The 14,787-nt window shown below is 40.2% G+C and carries 18 protein-coding genes; 4 read left to right on the top strand and 14 right to left on the bottom strand.

The features are described from left to right. Positions 1-115: 115 nt before the first annotated feature. The 10 genes from HT696_RS04315 to HT696_RS04270 form a co-directional block, all read right to left on the bottom strand. Positions 116-826 (bottom strand): ABC transporter ATP-binding protein, encoded by a 711-nt coding sequence (locus HT696_RS04315; RefSeq protein ID WP_000062200.1) that lies wholly within the window; start codon positions 824-826, stop codon positions 116-118. Beyond that, complete coding sequence (locus HT696_RS04310) at positions 826-1,590, bottom strand: ABC transporter ATP-binding protein (protein WP_001185997.1); 765 nt, start codon at positions 1,588-1,590, stop codon at positions 826-828. Before HT696_RS04310 ends, HT696_RS04315 begins: the two co-directional genes overlap by 1 nt. Further along, complete coding sequence (locus tag HT696_RS04305) at positions 1,590-2,546, bottom strand: branched-chain amino acid ABC transporter permease (RefSeq protein ID WP_173283067.1); 957 nt, start codon at positions 2,544-2,546, stop codon at positions 1,590-1,592. Before HT696_RS04305 ends, HT696_RS04310 begins: the two co-directional genes overlap by 1 nt. 3 nt (positions 2,547-2,549) lie before the next feature. Beyond that, positions 2,550-3,419: a branched-chain amino acid ABC transporter permease gene (locus tag HT696_RS04300; protein WP_000941427.1), complete on the bottom strand. Its 870-nt coding sequence runs from the start codon at positions 3,417-3,419 to the stop codon at positions 2,550-2,552. 116 nt (positions 3,420-3,535) lie between these two features. After that, positions 3,536-4,696 carry an ABC transporter substrate-binding protein gene (locus HT696_RS04295; protein ID WP_173283068.1) on the bottom strand — a complete coding sequence of 387 codons (1,161 nt, stop codon included), beginning with the start codon at positions 4,694-4,696 and terminating at the stop codon, positions 3,536-3,538. Positions 4,697-4,783: 87 nt separating this feature from the next. After that, positions 4,784-5,050, bottom strand: coding sequence for a YlbG family protein (locus tag HT696_RS04290; RefSeq protein ID WP_057487258.1), 267 nt, complete (start codon positions 5,048-5,050; stop codon positions 4,784-4,786). 78 nt (positions 5,051-5,128) lie between these two features. After that, positions 5,129-5,719: an ATP-dependent Clp protease proteolytic subunit ClpP gene (gene clpP, locus HT696_RS04285; protein WP_000613475.1), complete on the bottom strand. Its 591-nt coding sequence runs from the start codon at positions 5,717-5,719 to the stop codon at positions 5,129-5,131. A 173-nt stretch (positions 5,720-5,892) separates the two neighbouring features. Then, positions 5,893-6,522 carry a uracil phosphoribosyltransferase gene (gene upp, locus HT696_RS04280; protein ID WP_000515975.1) on the bottom strand — a complete coding sequence of 210 codons (630 nt, stop codon included), beginning with the start codon at positions 6,520-6,522 and terminating at the stop codon, positions 5,893-5,895. Between the two features lie 88 nt (positions 6,523-6,610). Further along, positions 6,611-7,078: a cytidine/deoxycytidylate deaminase family protein gene (locus HT696_RS04275; protein WP_173283368.1), complete on the bottom strand. Its 468-nt coding sequence runs from the start codon at positions 7,076-7,078 to the stop codon at positions 6,611-6,613. A gap of 18 nt (positions 7,079-7,096) precedes the next feature. After that, a complete protein-coding gene (locus HT696_RS04270; RefSeq protein WP_000004135.1) occupies positions 7,097-7,654 on the bottom strand; it encodes a TetR/AcrR family transcriptional regulator in 558 nt (185 codons plus the stop codon). 124 nt (positions 7,655-7,778) lie between these two features. Here HT696_RS04270 and HT696_RS04265 point away from each other — a divergent pair, with 124 nt between their 5' ends. The 3 genes from HT696_RS04265 to HT696_RS04255 are packed head-to-tail and all read left to right on the top strand — an operon-like array spanning position 7,779 to position 10,425. Continuing rightward, a complete protein-coding gene (locus tag HT696_RS04265; RefSeq protein ID WP_173283367.1) occupies positions 7,779-8,624 on the top strand; it encodes a DegV family protein in 846 nt (281 codons plus the stop codon). 58 nt (positions 8,625-8,682) lie between these two features. Continuing rightward, on the top strand, positions 8,683-9,855 hold the full coding sequence (locus tag HT696_RS04260) for an NAD(P)/FAD-dependent oxidoreductase (RefSeq protein ID WP_173283366.1): 1,173 nt from the start codon (positions 8,683-8,685) through the stop codon (positions 9,853-9,855). A 48-nt stretch (positions 9,856-9,903) separates the two neighbouring features. Beyond that, the gene (locus HT696_RS04255) at positions 9,904-10,425 is read left to right on the top strand and encodes a DUF1697 domain-containing protein (RefSeq protein WP_173233707.1); all 522 of its coding nucleotides are present in this window, start codon (positions 9,904-9,906) and stop codon (positions 10,423-10,425) included. 41 nt (positions 10,426-10,466) lie between these two features. Here the strand turns inward: HT696_RS04255 and HT696_RS04250 are convergent, their stop codons facing one another. Next, the gene (locus tag HT696_RS04250) at positions 10,467-11,207 is read right to left on the bottom strand and encodes a MerR family transcriptional regulator (RefSeq protein ID WP_173233705.1); all 741 of its coding nucleotides are present in this window, start codon (positions 11,205-11,207) and stop codon (positions 10,467-10,469) included. A gap of 234 nt (positions 11,208-11,441) precedes the next feature. Here HT696_RS04250 and HT696_RS04245 point away from each other — a divergent pair, with 234 nt between their 5' ends. Continuing rightward, entirely contained in the window at positions 11,442-12,782 is a 1,341-nt protein-coding gene (locus tag HT696_RS04245; RefSeq protein WP_173283365.1) for a sodium-dependent transporter, read from the top strand. Between the two features lie 40 nt (positions 12,783-12,822). On the opposite strand, the gene manA is transcribed toward HT696_RS04245, so the two are convergent. From manA to HT696_RS04230, 3 genes are all read right to left on the bottom strand, one after another. After that, a complete protein-coding gene (manA, locus tag HT696_RS04240) occupies positions 12,823-13,767 on the bottom strand; it encodes a mannose-6-phosphate isomerase, class I (RefSeq protein WP_173283364.1) in 945 nt (314 codons plus the stop codon). A gap of 258 nt (positions 13,768-14,025) precedes the next feature. Further along, positions 14,026-14,286 carry a SemiSWEET family transporter gene (locus tag HT696_RS04235; protein WP_001291476.1) on the bottom strand — a complete coding sequence of 87 codons (261 nt, stop codon included), beginning with the start codon at positions 14,284-14,286 and terminating at the stop codon, positions 14,026-14,028. A 178-nt stretch (positions 14,287-14,464) separates the two neighbouring features. Beyond that, positions 14,465-14,632, bottom strand: a complete 168-nt coding sequence (locus HT696_RS04230) for a hypothetical protein (RefSeq protein ID WP_173283363.1) — start codon at positions 14,630-14,632, stop codon at positions 14,465-14,467. Positions 14,633-14,787: the final 155 nt, after the last annotated feature.

The following is a 14,787-nucleotide window of genomic DNA, read 5'->3' as shown; positions in this document are numbered from 1 at the left end:
TGCTGGATAAAATAATTGCTTCGCAATCTTCATCCGCCGACTAAAACAATCCACTGGATTCTGATGATTGCTTCGCAATCTCTATCTGCCGACTAAAAAGGTCCCCCGGACCTTTTTAGCCACCTAGATATGCTTTTCTGACTTCTTCTGATGAGGCAAGTTCTTTTCCTGTTCCTGATAGGACGATTTTTCCTGTTTCCAATACATAGCCTCGGTCAGAGATTGCGAGTGCTTTATTAGCATTTTGTTCAATCAAGAGGACGGTTGTTCCTTGCTTCTGAATATCTTGAATGATATCAAAAATCTCTTGGATAAAGATTGGGGCAAGTCCCATTGATGGTTCATCTAAAAGAAGAAGTTTTGGTGTTGACATGAGGGCGCGTCCCATGGCAAGCATTTGTTGTTCTCCTCCTGAAAGAGTAGCTGCATCTTGGTTCTTCCGTTCTTCAAGACGAGGAAAGCGTGAGAAAACTTTCTTCAAATTAGCTTGATTTTCTTCACGATTTTTCTTTAAGAAAGCTCCCATTTCAAGATTTTCCATAACAGTCAAGCCAGGAAAGACGTGGCGTCCTTCTGGTACTTGTGAAAGACCACCTGCCACGATTTTCTGAGCTGGCATTTTTTGGATTTCTTGACCTAAAAATTCAATCTTTCCTGAACTTGGTCGAACCAAACCAGACAAGGTACGGAGAATGGTTGTCTTACCTGCACCATTGGCACCGATAAGGGAAACTACTTCTCCTTCATTCACTTCAAAGCTTACATCACGGACTGCTTGGATCATACCGTAATGCACAGAAAGATTATCAACTTTTAACATAGACATTAGGCTTCACCTCCTAGATAAGCTTCGATAACGCGTTTATTAGTCTTAATTTCGTCTGGAGTTCCTTGAGCAATCAAACGACCGTATTCAAGTACATAGATGCGTTCTGTTACTTCCATGACCAGATTCATATCGTGTTCAATCAGCATGATCGTAATCTTAAATTCATCTTTGATACGACGAATTAACTCAGTCAATTCGGCTGTTTCTTGTGGGTTCATACCTGCCGCTGGTTCATCTAAGAAGAGAATTTTAGGTTCCGTAGCGAGGGCACGAACAATTTCCAAACGACGTTGTTGTCCGTAGGCAAGATTTTTAGCAAGAGTCTCTGCATCACCATCTAAATCAAAGATTTTCAACAATTCCAAAGCCTTAGCCTTTAATTCTTTTTCACTCTTGTAAAAAGCTGGTAAGCGTAAGAAACTAGCAAAAACATGTTGTTTGTGATGGTTGCCAAAAGCAATCAAAACATTATCCAAAACTGTTAAATCTTTAAAGAGACGGATATTTTGGAATGTACGTCCAAGTCCCAAAGAAGCAATCTTATAAGGTGACTTCCCATTCAAAAGGTGACCATCTAGGGTTACTGTTCCCTCGCTTGGTTCATAAACACCGGTCAAAAGGTTGAAAAGAGTGGTTTTACCAGCTCCGTTTGGACCGATTAGTCCAACCAGTTCCCCTTCGTTCAATTCAAGAGTCACATCTCCAACAGCTGTTAGACCGCCAAAATGTTTGGTTAACTGTTTTACTTCAAGTAATGCCATTAGTTTTGTTCCTCCTTCTTAGATTTTTTAAAGAAACGTGATAGGCTCAATTCCCATGTTCCAAGGAGTCCACCTGGTCTGAAAATCATTACCAATACCAAAGCCAAAGCGTAAATAATCATACGCACACTAGCAACATCTTGGAGAAGCATATTCAAAATTCCAAGGACAATAGCTGAAACAATGGCACCTGTAATTGAACCAAGTCCACCAAATACAACAATGATCAAAACGTTGATTGAGTTGATAAAAGTGTAATCTTTCGGTACAACTGAACCGATAAATCCTGCCTGAAGTGACCCTGCAATACTCGCAGTAATGGCACCAAAGACAAAAGCGATGATTTTAATTTTAGTTGTATTAACACCGACTGACTCTGCAGCGATTTCATCTTCACGAACGGATAGGGTTGAACGACCAATTGGACTACGCAAGAAGTTCAAGGTTGCAATGGTTGTAATCACGACAAAGAAGTAAACCATTTGCCAAGTTGTAAAGTTAGGAATTCCCAAGATACCTGCCGCACCATTTGTAAGGCTTCCGCCATTGATGATAAAGATACGGATAATTTCAGAAACACCAAGAGTCGCTACCGCAAGATAGTCCCCCTTCAAGCGTAAGGTTGGAATTCCGACAAGCAAGGCAACTGTCCCTGAAAGCAAAGCACCTATCAGCATGGCTCCAAAGAAGGCACCGTAGGTTGGTGATTTAGCACCAATAATAGCTGCTGCATAGGCACCAATCGCCATGAAACCAGCATGACCAAGTGAAAATTGGCCTGAAAAACCAACGATTAAGTTGAGGCCAACAGCCAGAATAATATTAATTCCGATTTGTTGTAAAATCTGTACATAGAATAGATTGAGTACTCCAACTGAAACCAGTACACTAATCAAGCCATAACCAGCTAACAAAAGGAGTAACCATAGAATATTAACTTTTAAATTTTCCTTCATCGTTTACACCTTCTCTTTCACATTTTTACCAAGGATACCAGCTGGGCGGACAATCAAGATCAACAATAAGATTCCATAAACAATGGCATCACGGAAGTCTGACATCCCAAAGGCTGTCGCAAAGGTTTCCAATAGACCAATTACAAATCCACCAAGAGCCGCACCAGGAATGATTCCGATACCACCAAGTACCGCGGCAACGAAAGATTTAAGACCTGGAGTAACCCCCATCAAAGGCTCAAGAGAGTTATAATAAAGGGCAATCAGAACACCAGCCGCACCCGCAAGAGCTGAACCCAAAGCAAAGGTAAAGCTGATAGTACGGTTCACATTGATCCCCATCAATTGCGCCGCATCGCTATCTACAGATACAGCACGCATGGCTTTCCCCATCTTTGTTTTTTGGACAATGACTTGTAACAAAATCATCAAAATCAAGGAAATAGCCAAGATCATTAACTGCACGTTTGTTAGGCTAACTGGTCCCAAATCATAGCGAACTGTTTGAATCGCTTGAGGGAAGGCACGGGTATTGGCACCAACCAGATAGACCATTCCATACTCCAATAGGAATGAAACCCCAATAGCTGTAATCAAAACAGCAATACGCGTAGAGTGGCGCAAAGGTCGGTAAGCAAGGAACTCAATCACGACACCAAGAATAGCTGTCGCTAGCATAGCTACAATAAGCGCTACAAAGAAATTCATTTGGAAAGAATTAATCAAGAAATAACCGATAAAGGCTCCCATCATATAAATATCACCGTGGGCAAAGTTGATGAGCTTGATAATTCCGTAAACCATGGTATACCCTAGGGCTAACAGCGCGTAAACACTACCTAGAATCAAACCATTTACTAGTTGTTGGAGCATAAGATTCACTCTTTCTATTTATAATTCCGAGGGTTTTCCCTCACTTTTTGATAGGTTCTTAAACATCGAAACAGGGAGTGAGTCCGAGGCTCATTCCCTATTTCAACATTTTTCTATTATGGTTTTACAACTTCTGCTGCTTCAACCTTACCATTATTCATGGTCATCATGTAAGCAGTTTTGACTGTGTTGTGGTCTGCATCGAAGCTTGTTTGACCAGTTACACCTTCAAAATCTTTTGTTTTAGCAAGGTTATCCTTGATTTCACCAGAGTTTTTAGCACCTTTTGCTGCGTTTGCTACAAGGTGAACTGAGTCATAAGCCAAGGCTGCAAATGTTGAAGGTTCTTCATTGTACTTAGCACGGTAAGCGTCAAGGAAGGCTTTAGCTTTAGCTGAAACTTCTACAGTAGTTGAGAAGCCTGAGATAAAGTAGATGTTTGATGCTTTTTCAGCAGTTGCTTGTTGTACAAACTCCTCACCGTTTAATCCATCACCACCAACGATTGGTTTGTCAATTCCCATACCACGCGCTTGGTTTACAATTTTACCAGCTTCAGTGTAGTAACCAGGAACAACGATAGCATCAAAGTCTTTCCCTTTGATTTTTGTAAGGGCTGCTTGGAAGTCTGTGTCACCCGCTACGAAAGTTTCATCTGCAACGATTTCACCTTTGTAAGCTTCACGGAAGGCTTTGGCAATACCTTTAGCATAGTCGCTGGCATTGTCAGTGTAAAGGACAACTTTCTTAGCTTGCAATTTATCAGAAACATAGTTTGAGATAATTTTTCCTTGGAAGCTATCTTGGAAAGTTCCGATAAAGAGGTAATCTTGACCTTTAGTCAATCCATCTTGAGTCGCACTTGGCGAAATCAATGGAACACCTGCTTTTGTAGCGTTCGCTACCGCAGCTGCAGTTGCACCAGATGTCGCAGGTCCTACGATTGCTGATACTTTAGATTGGGTTACAAGGTTAGTTGTTACTGAAGCCGCCTCAGCTGTTTCAGACTTATTATCTTTATCGACTACTTCAATTTGTTTTCCATCGATACCACCTGCTGCATTGATTTCATCAACGGCAAGTTGGGCACCTTTTTGTTCAGATGTACCGTAGGCTGCTACAGCACCAGTTTCCTCAAAGTTAAATCCGATTTTGATTGTCTTTTCCTCTACTGAGTTACCAGCAGTGTTGACTGCTCCAGACTTCACTTCTCCACAGGCTGCAAGAAGTGCTACACTTGCAAGCGCCACAAACGATAGGGCAAATTTTTTCTTCATCTTTTTTGTCTCCTTATTTCTTAAATAAATAGCATGTTAAGAATATACCGAATTATCAGAAAATTGTCAACACTTTTCTTTAAATTTTTATCTGATAACGTTTTCCTCTCGATAAAGATTGCCCACAAAGGGTGTTTCCAGCTCTTGGATATGACAAACTCTGACTTTTTTGATAAACTTTTCCTTGCCCAAGCGCCCGACCAATTGCTCCACTTCTTGAGTTGGAACATAGAGTTGTAAGTAACGATGTTTCTTGGAATGATAGGTAATATCTCCATAATCCTGCAATTTTTTGGCATCACGATTATAGTAAAGATAGATAATCAAGCCAGATCGATTGACTTTTTCAAACATGATAAATCCTCTTTCTAAGAAATCTCTCCCTATTATACCAAAAAAAGCAAACCCAGTCGAGTTTGCCTTCTATCATCATTAATTCAATGAATTGTTGGCCATGATTTCATCAATAAAGCCATATTCAAGCGTTTCTTGAGCACTCATCCAGTTATCGCGTTCTGCATCTGCGTGAACTTTTTCGATTGACTGACCTGAATTTTCAGCCAAGATTTTTTCCAAGGTGTTACGAGTTTTAAGCAAGTGTTCTGCAGCGATCGCCATATCGGTTTGTTGAGTACCACCACCTGTACCACCCATTGGTTGGTGAATCATGTATTCAGCATTTGGAAGCATGAAACGTTTGCCTTTTGCTCCACTTGATGCGATGACTGTACCCATAGATGCAGCCATTCCCATAACGATGGTTTGGACATCTGCCTTGATAAAGTTCATGGTATCAACGATTGCCAAACCAGCTGAAACGGAACCACCAGGTGTATTGACATAAAGGTAAATATCCTTTGTACTATCTTGGGCATCCAAGAAAAGCAACTGGGCAATAACAGAGTTAGCCATATTATCTTCAACTGGACCTGTCAGCATGATGATGCGGTCTTTTAGAAGACGTGAGTAAATATCGTAGGAACGTTCTCCACGGCTTGTTTGTTCAATAACTACAGGAATCATTTATTTCTCCTTTTGAATTTTAATTTTGTTGGTCAAATGACTGAAGATAAGACCATTATAATATCTAGGTCAAAAAAGGTCAAATTTTTGCTCTGTTTTCATTAGACAGAAACAAAAATTCAACCCCCTTTCACGACAGGAAATTCTTTTCCAAGTCAGTCTTCTTTTCGATCTTATTTCGTACCGAACAAGCGGTCCCCAGCATCTCCAAGGCCTGGAACGATATAACCGTGTTCGTTCAAGCGTTCATCCAAAGCTGCTGTAAAGATTTCTACATCTGGATGAGCTTCTTGAAGGGCTTTTACACCTTCTGGAGCAGATACAAGGCAGACAAATTTGATATTTGATGCGCCACGTTTTTTAAGCGAGTCAACAGCCAAGATCGCTGACCCACCTGTTGCCAACATTGGGTCTACTACAAAAATTTGACGTTGGTTAATGTCCTCAGGCAATTTCACCAAGTATTCAACTGGTTGAAGTGTTTCTTCATCACGGTACATACCGATGTGACCAACTTTAGCAGCTGGAACCAAGCTCAAGAGACCATCAACCATCCCGATACCTGCACGCAAGATTGGAACGATGGCCAATTTCTTACCTGCCAATTGTTTTTGAACTGTTTTTGTAATTGGTGTTTCGATTTCCACATCTTCTAGTGGAAGATCACGAAGTACTTCATACCCCATCAACATTGCAATCTCATCTACTAGCTCACGAAAAGCTTTTGTAGAAGTATCTGTACGACGCAAGATTGACAATTTGTGTTGAATCAGTGGGTGATTAATAACTTCAATTTTTCCCATTTTTGGAGTTCCTTCTTTCAATTTATTCTTCTTATTATACCAAAAAACGGTTTAAAAATCTTTCTAAACCATTTATTTTTGATAATTTTTACATTAGATCAGCCTCTTTAAGAGCGGCCTGTACTGTCTCAAGTGGTAAATGAGTCAATTCTGTTCCCTTTTCTTGATAGAGGTATTGGGCATAGTCATCCATTCGGTACTGGTTGATATAAACCACGCGCTTGCAACCAACCTGCAGCAATTGTTTTGTACAGTTCAGACAAGGGAAATGCGTCACATAGGCTGTAAAGCCTTTAGGAACACCACGTTCTGCACCTTGAAGGATAGCATTGACCTCAGCGTGAAGGGTGCGAACACAGTGGCCTTCGATGACCAGACATTCGTGATCAATACAATGCTCGGTACCTGACACCGAACCATTGTAACCAGTGGAAATCACCTTATTATCCTTAACCAGAATTGCACCCACTTTAGCGCGTTTACAAGTGGAACGATTAGCAATTAGTAGGGCTTGGGCTGCAAAATACTCATCCCATGCTAGTCTTTTTTCAATCATCTCTTTTCTCCTATTTCTCTATTTTTTAAAAAATGGTAAACCTAAATCCGCTATCTTTTCAGCTGGTACCTTCATGCCATCCTTGATCCATTTTAGGAGGACAGAGACGATGGCTGAACTCCAAAAGGAATGAAGATAAGAGCTGACACCTTTTGATTTTCCATGGTATTTTTCTAGAAATTCCTGCATGGCTTGGACAAAGATTTTTTCCAGATGGTAATCCAAGGCCAGTTGAATCACTCTGGCTTCTTTTCTTGCCTCTCGGAAAAGGTGAACCCAGACCAGATAAAGATCTGTCTTTAAATCATAATGATGCAACTGTTCCATAATATTGTGGACAGTTCGTTTAAATACGCTTTCTAAAATCTCCTCTTTGGAATCATAATTACGATAAAAGGCCGCACGAGAAACGCCTGCACGTTTGACCAATTCAGAAATACTAATCTTGGTCAAGTCCTTTTTTTCCAAGAGTTGCAAGAGGGCTGTTTCGATGGCTTCTCTAGTTAATAAATTGGATTCTTGATTTGATTTTCTGAGATTTTCAAGAGACTTTTCAGAGATTCTACGTTCAGACATAACATTTTCTTTCTACTTGTCACAACAGACGGATGAGGCTTTTGTTTCAAGGGCTTTCATGATATAATTGTAAAAAAAGACAGAACCTTTGTCAATGTATAACTGACAAAGATGGAGAATTTCTATGACTTGGAAGATTATTGCTGACTCTGGTTGTGATTATCGTCAGATGGCAACACCAGCTATTGACACGACCTTTGTAAGTGTCCCCTTAACCATTCAAGTAGCTGATCAGGTCTTTGTTGATGATGCCAGTCTTGACATTGACCAAATGATGGAAACCATGTATGCAACTGCAGAAGCTTCAAAATCAGCTTGTCCAAGCCCAGATGATTATTTGCGAGCATTTGAAGGATCCAAAAACATTTTCCTGGTAACCATCACTGGTACTCTTTCTGGCAGCCACAATAGTGCTCAACTAGCTAAGAATATTTATCTAGAAGACCATCCTGATACTAAGATTCATGTGATTGATAGTTTGTCTGCTGGCGGTGAAGTTGACTTGCTTGTAGAAAAATTAAATGACTTGATTGACCAGGGCTTATCTTTTGAAGAAGTGGTTAAAGCTATCACTGCCTATCAAGAAAAAACCAAGTTACTTTTTGTCCTAGCCAAAGTCGATAACTTGGTGAAGAACGGCCGTTTGAGCAAGCTTATCGGTACAGTCGTTGGCCTTCTCAACATCCGTATGGTTGGAGAAGCTAGTGAAACCGGAACCCTCGAATTGCTACAAAAAGCAAGAGGACCAAAGAAATCGATTCAGGCAGCCTATGAAGAGTTGATAAAAGCAGGATATGCTGGTGGTCGTATTGTCATGGCTCAACGCAATAACGAGAAATGTTGCCAACAGCTTTCAGAGCGAATCCGTGAAAATTTCCCACAGGCGGATATTAAAATTCTCCCAACCTCTGGTCTCTGCAGTTTTTATGCAGAAGATGGTGGTTTGCTGATGGGATATGAAATTGATTAATTGCATTCTTGACAAGAGGTGACCATCATCTCTTGTTTTTTTGTGGTACAATAGAGCTATGAAACATTTTGATACTATTGTCATCGGTGGAGGTCCTGCTGGCATGATGGCTACGATTTCCAGTAGCTTTTATGGACAGAAAACCCTCCTCATCGAAAAAAATCGGAAACTTGGAAAAAAATTAACTGGGACTGGTGGGGGACGTTGCAATGTAACCAACAACGGAACTCTAGATGACCTACTAGCTGGAATCCCTGGAAATGGGCGCTTTCTTTACAGTGTCTTCTCCCAATTTGATAATCATGATATCATTAACTTTTTTACAGAAAATGGTGTTAAACTTAAGGTCGAAGACCACGGACGCGTCTTTCCGGCTAGTGACAAGTCTCGTACCATTATCGAGGCCTTAGAAAAGAAAATCACTGAGCTAGGTGGTCAAGTTGCTACTCAAACAGAAATTGTTTCGGTTAAAAAAATCGGCGACCAGTTTGTCCTTAAGTCAGCTAACCAAGTCTTCACTTGTGAGAAACTCATTGTCACAACAGGTGGTAAATCCTATCCTTCTACTGGTTCAACTGGTTTTGGTCACGAGATTGCCCGCCATTTCAAACATACCATTACCGAACTTGAAGCCGCTGAAAGTCCTTTGTTGACAGATTTTCCACACAAGGCCTTGCAGGGAATTTCATTGGATGATGTGACCCTAAATTATGGCAAGCATGTTATCACTCACGATCTGCTCTTTACCCACTTTGGTTTGTCTGGCCCTGCTGCTCTGCGTATGTCCAGTTTTGTCAAGGGTGGGGAGGTTCTCTCGCTAGATGTTTTGCCTCAACTTTCTGAAAAGGACTTGGCGGTATTCCTAGAAGAAAATCGAGAAAAAGCTCTAAAAAATGCCTTAAAAACTTTGCTTCCAGAACGCTTGGCAGAATTTTTTGTACAAGGCTATCCAGAAAAAGTCAAACAGCTTACTGAAAAGGAACGAGAGCAACTTGTCCAGTCCATTAAAGGACTTAAAATTCCTGTAACTGGTAAAATGTCCCTCGCCAAGTCCTTTGTCACCAAAGGTGGCGTCAGTCTTAAGGAAATCAACCCTAAAACTCTGGAAAGTAAGCTGGTACCTGGCCTCCACTTTGCTGGCGAGGTCATGGATATCAACGCCCACACAGGTGGCTTTAACATCACTTCTGCCCTCTGTACTGGCTGGGTTGCGGGATCAAATCTAATCTAAATATACATTACTCAATGGAACAATCTACCCCAAAAGAAAGGAAGCCCTTTGGAACATATTATCTTGTTAAGGGGAGTTACTCCTAATGGAAAAAATGCTATCCCTAAAATGTCTTATCTAGTAGATATCTTGACAGAAGCTGGTTTTCAACAAGTTCGAACCTATATTCAAAGTGGAAATATTATTCTTGAAAGTAACTTAGCTCTCGAAGAAATACGAGAACAGGTTCATACTCTAATAAAGGAAAAGATTGGAGCCAATCTCAAAATAATCATTAAGAATAAGGATGATTTTGAAAACATTGTCCAAGAAAACCCGTTTGAAGAACACTATCTTTATGACCGTATACACGTGATTTTTTATCAAGAATCTATTCAAAGTCTCCCTTTGGAAAAATTGAAAATTGATTACGGTGAAGAAGAAATTTGTATCGGTAACCATTGTCTTTACCTCTATCTCCCTAGAACTGCAAAACAAAAGAAACTCCATACCAACTATCTTGAAAAGCTTTTTAATGTAGATTTGACCATGCGAAAACTAAATGTAGTAGAAAAATTATTAAGCAAGTAGTGCTTGAATTTAGTAAAAATCGGAAGATCACTCCTCCGATTTTATTTTGTCTGAGTTTGGACATAGTGAGCAATGACATCTGATGTGTACTGGGCTGTTCCAGGTCCAAATTTGTCAATGTTTTCCTTAAATTCTGGGTTATAGACGTAGCCTTTTCCAATATAACCAAAGACCTCGATAGAGCAGTCAAATCCATAAGTACGGATGGCTTGCAAGAGTTTGTCTGCTTCTTCTTGGTTTTCAGACGCTGTTATCGGTAGACCAGCTTGAAGATTTTGTGCCAAGGCTTGAAAAACTTGGTTGAAGGCAGTAGTAGCCTCGTCTTCGTGACCTTTCTGGCGCTCCAGCGCTTGATCCATGACTTCTTGTCCATATTTCTCTACCGCCTCTTGGTGGTATTTTTGATGGTCTTGGTAGTTAAATCCAGTGAATTTTTCCTCAATGCTCATTTCTCTTTCTCCTTTTTGTTCTTGAATGGTTTTCTGCAAGGTTGAAATCAAGGTATCCAGATGTTCCCTTTCTTGAGTCAAATAGTCCAACTGCCTAGTCAAATGAGGCAATAAATCTGTCCTTTCTTCCTTTAATAGCTCTGCTATTTTTTCTAAAGAAAAGCCTAGATATTTGTAGTAAAGAATGACCTGAAGTCGCTCCAAATCCTCCTGACTGTAGGTTCGATAGCCGTTTCCCGACTTTAAAGGAACTAAGAGTCCTATCTTATCGTAGTGGTGCAGGGTCTTGACAGAGACTCCCGAAAGCTGCGCAGCTTCTTTTATATGGTACATGATTTCCTCCTTACAATGATAGTATAACCCCTCCCCTTAGGTCAGAGTCAAGCGTTTTTGCGAATTTTTTTACTTTATCATAACATGAAAATGGTTTTCTTGACAGACCTTAGAAAACATGATAGGATAGTCAAGTCTATCAATCAAAAGAAACGCTCATTTTGAGTACTGATGAGGCTAGTTGCCAAGGGCAGTAGCTTTTTCTTTTGTAACACTAATTTTAGGAGTTTAACTATGTCTGAAAAATCGCAATGGGGTTCTAAATTGGGCTTTATCCTAGCATCTGCTGGTTCAGCCATCGGACTTGGTGCCGTTTGGAAATTCCCCTATATGACTGCTGCTAATGGCGGAGGAGGCTTTTTACTGGTCTTTCTCATCTCCACTATTCTAATAGGTTTCCCCCTTTTGCTTGCAGAATTTGCCCTCGGCCGAAGCGCTGGTGTCTCAGCAATCAAAACCTTTGGAAAACTAGGCAAGAATAGCAAGTACAACTTCATCGGTTGGATTGGTGCCTTTGCCCTCTTTATCCTTTTATCTTTCTACAGTGTTATTGGAGGATGGGTCTTCATTTATTTAGGTATCGCTATCGGTAAAACTCTCCACCTAGGTATTACCAATGACTATGCTCAGTTATTTACTTCAATCATTTCAAATCCAGCCATTGCCCTAGGAGCTCAAGCGGTCTTTATCCTATTGAATATCTTCATTGTATCACGTGGGGTTCAAAAAGGGATTGAAAGAGCTTCGAAAGTCATGATGCCTCTGCTCTTTATCATCTTTGTCGTCATCATCGGTCGTTCTCTCAGTTTACCAAATGCCATGGAAGGCGTTCTCTACTTCCTAAAACCAGATTTTTCAAAACTGACCAGTGCTGGTCTCCTCTATGCTCTAGGACAATCTTTCTTTGCCCTCTCACTAGGGGTTACAGCCATGCTGACCTATGCTTCTTATTTGGATAAGAAAACCAATCTAGTCCAGTCAGGGATTTCCATTGTAGCCATGAATATCTCGGTATCCATCATGGCAGGTCTAGCCATTTTCCCAGCCATGTCAGCCTTCAATATCCAGTCTGAAGGGGGACCAAGCTTGCTCTTTATTGTCTTGCCTCAACTCTTTGACAAGATGCCTTTTGGAACCATTTTCTACATCCTTTTCCTCTTGCTTTTCCTCTTTGCGACGGTCACTTCTTCTGTCGTGATGCTGGAAATCAATGTGGGTAATATCACCAACCAGGACAACAGCAAGCGTGCTAAATGGAGTGTTATTTTAGGAATTTTGACCTTTGTCTTTGGAATTCCTTCAGCCCTATCTTACGGTGTCATGGCGGATGTTCACATCTTTGGGAAGACCTTCTTTGACGCTATGGACTTCTTGGTTTCCAATCTCCTCATGCCATTTGGAGCTCTCTGCCTTTCACTTTTTACAGGCTATATCTTTAAAAAGGCTCTTGCAATGGAGGAACTCCATCTCGATGAAAGAGCATGGAAACAGGGACTGTTCCAAGTCTGGCTCTTCCTTCTTCGTTTCGTCATTCCAATCATCATCATCGTGATCTTTATCGCCCAATTTATGTAATCAAAAGGACTTGAGTAATGAACTCAGGCCCTTTCTTTTTTTATGGATGGCTAACAATCAATTCCAAACCTTGCCCTTCCAGAGTCCAAGCTTCAACATCACTTGGTAGGATAAAGTGGCTGCCTTTTTGGATTGGATAGTTTTTTCCGTCAACAGTCAGTTGACCTTGACCAGCTAAGATACTAAACAAGCTGTAATCAGCAGTCTTCTCAAAATCAACTTTTCCAATGATTTCCCACTTGTAAACTGCAAAGAAATCATTGGATACAAGGAGAGTTGAGCATAAATCATCTGCTTTAACAGTTACAGGACGGCTATTTGCAGGCTCGCCAATGTTTAAGACATCAATGGATTTTTCAAGGTGAAGTTCACGCAAGTTTCCCTTATCATCCTTGCGGTCAAAGTCATAGACGCGATAGGTGGTATCGCTAGACTGCTGGGTTTCAAGAATCAAGATGCCCGCACCGATAGCATGCATGGTGCCACTTGGCACATAGAAGAAATCTCCAGCTTTAACTGGTACTTTTGTTAATAGACCATCCCAGTCTTTAGCTTCGATTTGCTGGCGGAGTTCTTCTTTTGACTTGGCATTGTGACCGTAGATAATCTCTGAACCTTCATCCGCAGCGATGATGTACCAGCATTCTGTTTTTCCAAGTTCGCCTTCATGCTCTAATCCATAAGTATCATCTGGGTGAACTTGGACGCTGAGCCAGTCGTTGGCATCGAGAATTTTAGTCAAAAGTGGAAATACAGGCTCTGGACGGTTGCCAAACAATTCACGGTGCTCTGCATATAAAGTAGCCAGGTTTGTTCCCTCGAAACGACCATTGGCAACTTTAGAGACACCATTTGGATGGGCTGAGATAGCCCAGTATTCTCCGATTTTTTCACTTGGGATATCGTAGCCAAACTCATCATGTAGCTTGGTACCACCCCAGATTTTTTCTTGCATAACTGATTGTAAAAATAATGGTTCTGACATCTTCTTCTCCTGTCTGATTTTTCTCCTCTCATTATAGCAAAAAGCTCCATCTAATTGAACTCTTTTTCACATCTTATAAATTAGGGAGAAGATTTTATAAAAATAGTAACGATATACTTTTTTCTTTGATAGAGACGAACATAAAAAACTCTCGTAAAGCTAGCTGTAACTGGACTTTTTCCCTCAACTCTCATTCAAAAATTACTTTAATGAAGCATCTATTTTCATAAAATAAAAAGACTGAAATCAGTCTTCTTTTTAAATCAACGCCGTAATAGCCGTTACTAGACCAAAAACGATACCCGGTGCATTGGCAGCTGCAAGTGGAATATCTCTTTCCTTCTTGAAAAGACCATAGTAAACCCAGAGACTACAGTTGATAGCTGCGACTAGGGGTTGAATGAAGTTGCCTTTTTGACCGGCAAGATTATTCATGATTTGTGGGAAATATGACACATACATCATAACAGACATAAATGTCGCTACCCAGCCCAACACTTTCATTTGTTTTTCAGACATTTTCAAAACCTCTTTTATTCTTTAATACTTTCTATTTTATAATTTAATACAAAAATAAGCAAGACTTTAAGAGTTTTATTATAAAAATGTAAACTATCACAGTCTTGTAATAAGAAACAGACCGGATTGCTCCGATCTGTTTGATCCATAAAATGTAAAAATGAATAGCTCTTGTCAATCAATGGATAGATTGATTGATAGTTTGATTGATTATCAGCAAGCCGTAGTTAATGATGTTAGCAATATCTTCAAGACCGTGCAAAATAAAATTTCCTACAATCAAACCTATAATAATTGAACAGATAATCATGGTCACACAGATTAGATAAATATCCTTTTTTTGCATATCTTTCCTCCTACTATCTATTCATGGAGATATTTCAATCCCAAGTTCCAGTGAAATAAGAAAATTCACTTACTACAGCTATTTAATCATATTTCTCCTTTCCATATCAGTCTTATTTTCTGCTGTTATATTTTTATTATAAGATTTTAAGAAAA

Origin of the sequence: Streptococcus sp. 9903 (genome assembly GCF_013276625.1) — a bacterium.
GTDB lineage: Bacteria > Bacillota > Bacilli > Lactobacillales > Streptococcaceae > Streptococcus.
The sequence above is the reverse complement of the archived record's forward strand: the minus strand, read 5'-3'. Positions and strand labels throughout refer to the sequence as shown.